At 46.0% G+C, this 818-nt stretch carries 1 protein-coding gene; it reads left to right on the forward strand.

From position 1 onward, the window contains the following. The coding region (locus AB5935_RS25940; protein WP_368327865.1) for an acyl-CoA dehydrogenase family protein at positions 1-818 on the forward strand (818 nt) is incomplete at both ends.

Here is an 818-nt window from a genome sequence, read left to right on the forward strand (position 1 = left end):
TCTATGGACTTGACCGAACCGGATGCAGGTTCCGACTTACAGGCAGTTATGCTGAAAGCAACTTATAGCGAAAAAGACGGTTGCTGGTTGCTGAACGGTGTAAAACGTTTTATTACAAACGGTGATGCTAATCTTCACTTGGTATTGGCTCGTTCGGAAGAAGGTACAAGAGACGGTCGTGGTCTTTCTATGTTCATCTATGACAAGAATGAGGGTGGTGTGAACGTACGTCGTATCGAAAACAAACTCGGTATCCACGGTTCTCCTACTTGCGAACTGGTGTACAAGAATGCTAAAGCTGAACTTTGCGGTGACCGCAAACTCGGTTTGATTAAATACGTTATGGCTTTAATGAACGGTGCCCGTCTGGGTATTGCTGCGCAGTCCGTAGGATTGAGCCAAGCTGCTTACAATGAGGGATTGGCTTATGCTAAAGACCGTAAGCAATTCGGTAAAGCAATCATCGAATTCCCGGCAGTATACGATATGCTGGCTATCATGAAAGGTAAGTTGGATGCCGGACGTGCTTTGCTGTATCAAACAGCTCGCTACGTAGACATTTACAAAGCATTGGATGATATTTCCCGCGAACGTAAACTGACTCCGGAAGAACGTCAGGAACAGAAAAAATACGCCAAACTAGCAGACAGCTTTACTCCGCTGGCTAAGGGTATGAACTCTGAATATGCTAACCAGAACGCTTATGACTGTATCCAGATTCACGGTGGTTCAGGATTCATGATGGAATATGCTTGCCAACGCATCTATCGCGACGCACGTATCACCAGCATCTACGAAGGAACTACCCAGTTGCAGAC

It is taken from the genome of Phocaeicola sp. RTP21198st1_B8_RTP21198_201120, assembly GCF_040929485.1.
GTDB classification, from domain to species: domain Bacteria; phylum Bacteroidota; class Bacteroidia; order Bacteroidales; family Bacteroidaceae; genus Phocaeicola; species Phocaeicola dorei.